Annotated in this window: 8 protein-coding genes and 1 rRNA gene; 5 read left to right on the forward strand and 4 right to left on the reverse strand. The window is 40.3% G+C overall.

Annotated elements, in window-relative coordinates; translation table 11 throughout:
• Positions 1–98 precede the first annotated feature (98 nt).
• From N518_RS0110570 to pdxA, 3 genes are read right to left on the reverse strand one after another with little or no spacing between them, the layout of a single operon-like run.
• Entirely contained in the window at positions 99–941 is an 843-nt protein-coding gene (locus N518_RS0110570; protein WP_017401196.1) for a symmetrical bis(5'-nucleosyl)-tetraphosphatase, read from the reverse strand.
• A 3-nt stretch (positions 942–944) separates the two neighbouring features.
• Complete coding sequence (gene rsmA / locus N518_RS0110575) at positions 945–1,757, reverse strand: 16S rRNA (adenine(1518)-N(6)/adenine(1519)-N(6))-dimethyltransferase RsmA (RefSeq protein WP_005016100.1); 813 nt, start codon at positions 1,755–1,757, stop codon at positions 945–947.
• Between the two features lie 20 nt (positions 1,758–1,777).
• On the reverse strand, positions 1,778–2,743 hold the full coding sequence (gene pdxA, locus N518_RS0110580; protein WP_005024803.1) for a 4-hydroxythreonine-4-phosphate dehydrogenase PdxA: 966 nt from the start codon (positions 2,741–2,743) through the stop codon (positions 1,778–1,780).
• Positions 2,744–3,296: 553 nt separating this feature from the next.
• Here pdxA and rplM point away from each other — a divergent pair.
• The 5 genes from rplM (at position 3,297) to N518_RS0110610 (ending at position 6,249) form a co-directional block, all read left to right on the forward strand.
• Complete coding sequence (rplM, locus tag N518_RS0110585; protein WP_005016108.1) at positions 3,297–3,725, forward strand: 50S ribosomal protein L13; 429 nt, start codon at positions 3,297–3,299, stop codon at positions 3,723–3,725.
• A gap of 12 nt (positions 3,726–3,737) precedes the next feature.
• Positions 3,738–4,124, forward strand: coding sequence for a 30S ribosomal protein S9 (gene rpsI / locus N518_RS0110590; protein ID WP_005016111.1), 387 nt, complete (start codon positions 3,738–3,740; stop codon positions 4,122–4,124).
• A gap of 336 nt (positions 4,125–4,460) precedes the next feature.
• On the forward strand, positions 4,461–5,114 hold the full coding sequence (locus N518_RS0110600; RefSeq protein WP_005024799.1) for a glutathione S-transferase N-terminal domain-containing protein: 654 nt from the start codon (positions 4,461–4,463) through the stop codon (positions 5,112–5,114).
• Between the two features lie 9 nt (positions 5,115–5,123).
• A complete protein-coding gene (locus tag N518_RS0110605; RefSeq protein ID WP_005024797.1) occupies positions 5,124–5,552 on the forward strand; it encodes a ClpXP protease specificity-enhancing factor in 429 nt (142 codons plus the stop codon).
• A gap of 19 nt (positions 5,553–5,571) precedes the next feature.
• Positions 5,572–6,249 (forward strand): hypothetical protein, encoded by a 678-nt coding sequence (locus tag N518_RS0110610; protein WP_005024795.1) that lies wholly within the window; start codon positions 5,572–5,574, stop codon positions 6,247–6,249.
• 369 nt (positions 6,250–6,618) lie between these two features.
• On the opposite strand, the gene rrf is transcribed toward N518_RS0110610, so the two are convergent.
• Positions 6,619–6,733, reverse strand: a 5S ribosomal RNA gene (rrf, locus tag N518_RS0110615).
• Positions 6,734–6,939 lie beyond the last annotated feature (206 nt).

Genomic DNA, 6,939 nt, shown 5'->3' on the forward strand with positions numbered 1-6,939 from the left:
TTTTCATTAAAAAACCACTCATACCGAGTGGTTTTTTATAGATTATTTCTAACAATTTTTTCTAGCATATTGCTCATCAAGAAACCAGAATAAGCCTCTTATTCAAAGCAGGGATTATCGACTTTAAATAATTGCTGATCTTCCAGACGAAATGCAACCAGCTGATTTCCCCAGACACAGCCTCCATCAACATTCTGGATATTCGTACTGACAGTCTTAGCCTGTAAGGCTGCCCAATGACCAAATACAACCTGATGTGTTTCTGCGGCTTTAGAATCAAATTCAAACCAGGGCTGAAAGCCTGCCGGCATTGGGTCATCTAAAGAATCCTTGAAGCTGAACTCAAGACGGCCTTCCGCATTGCTAAGGCGCATCCGGGTCAAATAATTGGTAATACAGCGTAAACGCGCATTACCCTGCAATTTATCTGACCATGTGTCTGGTTCTGTGCCGTACATCGCGCTTAAAAAGTCATCCAATACTGTAAAATCTTCATGAGCCAGTATAGCCTCCACCTCATGGGCCAAGCAGGCAGTCTGTTCTGCGGTCCAGATACAAGGCACGCCGGCATGGGTTAGTATTGTTTTCTCGTCAGGAAATAGACACAGGGGTTGTTTTCGTAACCAGTCAATCAGCTCGTCACTATCTATAGCATCAATCACTTCCTGAGTTTTATCTTTGGGTTTGGTTTCTTTCAAACCACGGGCACAGGCCAAAAGATTCAGATCATGATTTCCCAGAACTGTAGCTGCTGCCCCATTCTCAACCAGTTTTTTGACAAAGCGCAATGCACCCAGTGAGTTTTCACCACGTGCGACAATGTCTCCAGCAAACCAGATAAAATCTTGGCTAGCGTCAAACTGAATATGCTTGAGTAATGCTTTTAAAGCCTTAAAACAGCCCTGTATGTCTCCGATAATATAGTTATAGCGTTTTGCCATATCTTAGTTCACCATATTGTCAGAAAGAGCAACAAATTCGGCAAGTGTTAATGTTTCCGGACGTGCCATTGGATTAACCCCGGCTTTTTCAAAACCATTTTCTGCCAGCATTCCTTTTAAGCTGTTACGCAGAGTTTTACGACGCTGGGTAAAAACATGCGAAACTAAACGTGCCAAAGCCTTTTCATTCTGGGCTACGATCGGTTTGTCTTTGTAGGGTTCCAGACGAAATACTGCAGATGTCACTTTTGGTGGTGGATTAAATGAACCAGGTGGCACTTCAAACAAATAGGTCGGCTTGCAATAATACTGAATCATCACTGACAGACGCCCATATTCTTTAGTATTTGGCTCAGCGGTAATTCTATCCACAACTTCTTTTTGCAGCATAAAATGCATATCTTTGACTTTATCGCCAAACTCCAGGAGATGGAACAATAATGGCGTAGAAATATTGTAAGGCAGATTGCCTACTGCACGTAATGGCTGACCTTCTTTAAAAAGCTGACTGAAATCATATTTTAATGCATCGGATTCTATAATGGTCAAACGCTCAGGATAAGGTACCCGTCCAGGCAAACCTGCTGCAAGATCACGGTCCAGTTCCACCACGGTCAGTGCTTCACACTCGGCAATAAGAGGTGCAGTTAACGCAGCCAGTCCAGGACCAATTTCTACAATATTATCACCCGGCTGAGGATTGACTGAACGTACAATCTTTTCAATTACCCGTTGATCATGCAGGAAGTTTTGGCCAAAGCGTTTTCGCGCCTTATGCCCTTCATCTTTAGGGTTTAGGGCATTAATATGATACATAGAACGATTTCCAACAAAAATTAGTGAGCTAACTCAAGCGCCAGGTCAACAGCAACCTGCAGACTTGAACTTTTTGCCCGACCAGTTCCGGCAAGCGATAATGCAGTGCCGTGATCAACTGAAGTACGAATAAACGGTAAACCCAATGTAATATTAATGGCTTCACCAAAACCTTGAGATTTTAGCACAGGTAGTCCTTGGTCGTGATACATGGCCAAAACAGCATCAGCATCTTTTAGGTTTTCTGGCGTAAATAATGTATCAGCGGGCAGGCTCAGACTCATATTAATATCTTGTGCACGGTAATGTTCTAATACCGGGTTAATTACTTCAATTTCTTCACGGCCCAGATAACCATTTTCACCTGCATGCGGATTTAGACCACAAACCAGAATCTTCGGTTGCTCAATCTTAAATTTAGTTTTTAAATCATGAAGCAAAATATTGATCACCTGATGCAGGCGTTCTTCTGTAATGGCATCGGGAACAGCACGCAAGGGCAAATGAGTAGTGACCAGTGCCACTCTTAAGGTTTTGGTTGCCAGCATCATCACTACACGCTCTACCCCGGCAAACTCCTGATAGTACTCAGTGTGACCACTAAAGTTTATTCCAGCTTCATTGATTACAGATTTTTGTACAGGTGCAGTCGCTACCCCCGCGCTTTTTCCTGTCATGGCATAAGCTGCCGAGCGCTGTAACTGCTCAAGTACATATGCTGAATTTTGGGGGTTTAACTTACCATTTTTACAAGGTACTTTTAGAGGAACATGTTCGATATATAATTCACCCGGAACACAACCTTGCTGCTGTCCTGTATAGTCTATCAGTTTAAGGCTATAGCCCAGCTGTTCCGCACGGTCGAGTAATAATGTGCGGTCAGCCAGAATAACAATCGGCCGTCGATCCATACGTTCTGCCAAACCAAGGCAAATATCTGGACCAATTCCTGCTGGCTCACCACTGGTCACATATAAAGGCAGCATACTTAACGACTCCTGAGTTTTAAGGATGATTAACTTCAGACCTAATCATCTTTAATTTATATTGTACAGCTGAGAGCATTGTATAGGGTCTTAAATTGTATGTAGCAGCGTTATGCTGATTAAAATAAACAAGCTTCCAGATAAAAGATTCTATAGCTTCATCAATTTTATTTAAAACTCTATAGATATAGAGAATACTAGCAGTAAAATTAATATTTAAAATATTAGGGCTCGTCATATAGTGCTAATACAGACTATAAACTGACTAGCCCTTTTGGAGCCCCGTTATTCTTTATGAAGTACAAGCACTTCACACAAATTTAGTGCCGTATTTTTAAAAAGGCCTACCTTTCTTTAACTAAGATATCTTTATACAAATTTGCTTTAGAAGGATCCAGTAAACAACCTTCTCTTTTTATAATTTAAAGCGTAACATTAGAAGCCTAATACTCGATTTTTTTATTGTGGTTCTCCTGATTATCGGGTAGAATTCGGTCTCCTTTTTGTTTGGACAGCTTCTTTGTCCAAACCAACTATAATAGGTAGTGGTTGAATGAAAACTCTCAGCGCGAAGCCAGCTGAAGTACAACACGACTGGTACGTTGTTGATGCTTCTGGCAAAACTCTTGGTCGTCTAGCGACTGAAATCGCTCGTCGTTTACGCGGTAAACACAAGACTTCTTATACTCCTCACGTTGACACTGGTGATTACATCGTTGTGATTAACGCTGAGCAAGTTCAAGTAACTGGTAACAAGGCACTTGACAAGAAATACTATCGCCACACTGAATTCCCAGGCGGTTTAAAAGAGACTAACTTTGAAAAGTTAATCGCTCACAAACCTGAAGCAGTTCTAGAAAAAGCTGTTAAAGGTATGTTGCCAAAAGGTCCTCTTGGTTATGCAATGATCAAGAAGATGAAAGTGTACGCTGGTAGCGAGCATCCACACGCTGCTCAACAGCCACAAGTTTTGGATATCTAAGGGATACAGCACATGGCTACTAACTATGGCACAGGTCGCCGTAAGACCGCAACTGCACGTGTTTTCCTATCAGCTGGTACTGGTAAACTCGTGATCAACAACCGTTCTTTAGAGCAATATTTCGGTCGTGAAACTGCTCGTATGGTTGTACGTCAGCCTTTAGAGCTTCTTGAAGCTACTGAAAAATATGACCTTTACATCACTGTTAAAGGTGGTGGTATCGGTGGTCAAGCTGGTGCAATCCGTCACGGTATTACCCGTGCTCTGATCGCTGCTGACGAAACACTAAAACCGTCTCTTCGTCAGGCTGGTTTCGTAACTCGTGATGCTCGTGAAGTTGAACGTAAGAAACTTGGTCTACGTAAAGCACGTAAACGTCCTCAGTTCTCTAAACGTTAATTCGTTTACCGAATCGGTCAAAGAAGCTCTGGTTTTTATCAGGGCTTTTTTATTGATTCATCCCTCTATTCTAAAGTAGACGATTAAATTTTTATTGTTCATGAACATCCTTACCCCAGATTCCTTCATGACACCAGAATGACTTGTTTAGATAGTAATTAATTACTCCGATCATAACAAAAAATATTAATAGCATTAATTTAATCATCATTTTATCCCACTCCTGTCATTTTTCTTATAATCTATCCCGTCTTAATAGGATTAGTCCTTTATGGTTCGTGCTTTTTAGGTTGAATTTTAGTATCCTAATTTATCCACTTTGCTTCTTGCTGGTTTATGTCTTTGGAAAATACACCACTACAGGGTATTACGTTATATAGTCATGCAGATGACTTCCGCTCACACTGGATTCGCTTGGTACTGGCTGAAAAACAGATTAAATACCATCTGGTATTGGTTGATCATGAAGATGAAGACCTAGCCAGCCTGAACCCTTATAACCGCTTACCAATGCTGGTTGAACAAGATCTTAAGCTCTTCAATACAGTCATTATTTCTGAATATATTGATGATCGCTATAGACAAAATAAGCTTTATGCGGATGCACCTATGCAGCGTGCAGAGCAGCGTCAATATATCTGGCGTCTTGAACAGGACTGGCTCAGACTTGCAGACATCCTGCTATGCCATACCGACACATTGAGCCAGCCAGAACAAAAACAGACACGGCAGGAGCTTAAAGATACCTTGGTTTCTTTAACTCCGCTTTTTCAACATTTTCCCTATTTTATGTCTGAAAACTTTACAATATTAGATTGTATGCTGGCACCTATTTTTATACGGTTAAAATCTATGGGAATTGAACTGCCAAGACAGCATTGCCGGCCAATCCTGCTTTATTGTCAGCGTATTTTTAGCCGTCCTGCTTTTGTCAAATCGATGACCCAGCAAGAAAAAAACCGTTTCAATGAAATTCTAGTTAATCAATAGAGCTCGATTATGACTGAACAAGAACTTAACTTGTCCCCTACCCGTCCTTATCTGGCCCGGGCAATATATGAATGGATTTGTGATAACCAGTTAACACCACACTTGCTGGTCAATGCAACCCATCCTCAAACGATGGTTCCAGAACAGTTTGTTCAAGACGGACAGATTGTGCTTAATATTGCACCTCATGCAGTACATCAATTTCATATGAGTAATGAGGCTATTACTTTCTCTGCACGTTTTTCCGGCGCATCTCGCGAACTTTATGTTCCTATTGAGGCAGTACTAGGCTTATATGCACGAGAAAATGGTCAGGGCTTATTTTTCGATCCAGCAGAATATCCAGATACCCAAACAGAAAAAGATACTTTAAAATCTGCTGAACAAGAAACAACTGATTCACCTAAGAAAAAACCGAGTTTGAGACTTTTAGATTAAAAAAATTAGGGAGTTCACCATGGCTTTTGATTTAGTCCAATATTTCGCTGAGCAAATACAAATTCAAAAGCCTCAGCTGCTTAAACAATACCCAGCTGACCAAAGAAAAAAGTATATTTGTGAAATTAATACGCTTGCTTTAGCAAAGCTGATTACTTTATGGCGTTATGATGCTAATAAGGTTTATCAAGAAATTCGTACTCAAGATCAGCTGTATATACAGGAAATCGCCCGGCATTTAACCACCTGCCCTAAGAATCAGTCCAATTTAAGTAAATCTGAGCTGGAAGATGCGATTACACAGGTATTATCAGTACAGTTCTCTGAAATTAAACAGTTAGATGATACAGGGAATTTCGGACCTTCAGGACTAAAAGAACTCTTACTAGGACAAATTGAACACTTATCCGGACAGGCAGATGACTGGATTTGGGCAACAAGTGAGTTAACTGAGTTGATAGGTTCTAAACCAATTGAGCAAGAAGAGTTATCATTAGAAGAAACCATGAAGGAGTTTAATCAAATGGTAAATCAGCAAAATATTCAAGAGAGCCCTCATCAGCAGCCTGTACAGGCACTACAATCGACTGCAGAGTCTACTCCACTTGTGCCTGGATGGGCGCGGGTCCTTGAGCCAATTGTAGCACTTGTGATTCTTTGGATTCTGTTTAGTGTTTATCATAATCTGATGGGTTAACTAATATAAAAATTATAAGAACTAGGGCTGAACTGCCCTTTTTCTTTATCCTCACAATTTTTTATTCGATTAATTTATGAATAAATTGAATATATAAGAATAAAAAAGTTCTATTTTTTTATAAGGTTAAATAATTTTTTTAATACTCAGCCCCTTAAAAGAAATTTAAATATTAAAATGTTTATACGCTAGAGCAAGCTTCTTGAATATTCATTAAATTTTATATTGTTTAACCCTTATATAGGGCTACTTAACATTAGATGAATTATTGACTATTATTTAAAAGAGTTCAAAAAATATCATTCTAATATTATTTAACCCCCGCATAAAAAAAAGCCCCCTCGATGAGGGGGCTTTTTTAGAATAATGAGCTGGCGATGACTTACTCTCACATGGGTAACCCCACACTACCATCAGCGCTAAGAGGTTTCACTTCTGAGTTCGGGAAGGGATCAGGTGGTTCACTCTTGCTATGGTCGCCAGCACAACTGTTGATGGACTTGTTCGGGTCTGATTTAACTGCGGTGCAGTATGTGCCGTACTTTGGTCCAAATGAGTTATTAACAGAGGGCAGATCCGGGTCTGAATTGTATGTTCCAGCATTAGGCTGAATCAAGGGATATTGCATATTTATGAATCGATTGATGCTTTGTATACAACTGTTTGGGTGTTGTATAGTCAAGCCTCACG

It is taken from the genome of Acinetobacter sp. UNC436CL71CviS28 (assembly GCF_000620525.1).
Lineage (GTDB): Bacteria > Pseudomonadota > Gammaproteobacteria > Pseudomonadales > Moraxellaceae > Acinetobacter > Acinetobacter radioresistens.

Excerpts from the sequence above, each read along its gene's own strand:
- rpsI (WP_005016111.1), top strand. The coding sequence starts at position 3,738 with ATGGCTACTAACTATGGCACAGGTCGCCGTAAGACCGCAACTGCACGT.
- N518_RS0110600 (WP_005024799.1), top strand. The coding sequence starts at position 4,461 with ATGTCTTTGGAAAATACACCACTACAGGGTATTACGTTATATAGTCAT.
- rsmA (WP_005016100.1), bottom strand. The coding sequence starts at position 1,757 with ATGTATCATATTAATGCCCTAAACCCTAAAGATGAAGGGCATAAGGCG.
- rplM (WP_005016108.1), top strand. The coding sequence starts at position 3,297 with ATGAAAACTCTCAGCGCGAAGCCAGCTGAAGTACAACACGACTGGTAC.
- N518_RS0110610 (WP_005024795.1), top strand. The coding sequence starts at position 5,572 with ATGGCTTTTGATTTAGTCCAATATTTCGCTGAGCAAATACAAATTCAA.
- N518_RS0110570 (WP_017401196.1), bottom strand. The coding sequence starts at position 941 with ATGGCAAAACGCTATAACTATATTATCGGAGACATACAGGGCTGTTTT.
- N518_RS0110605 (WP_005024797.1), top strand. The coding sequence starts at position 5,124 with ATGACTGAACAAGAACTTAACTTGTCCCCTACCCGTCCTTATCTGGCC.
- pdxA (WP_005024803.1), bottom strand. The coding sequence starts at position 2,743 with ATGCTGCCTTTATATGTGACCAGTGGTGAGCCAGCAGGAATTGGTCCA.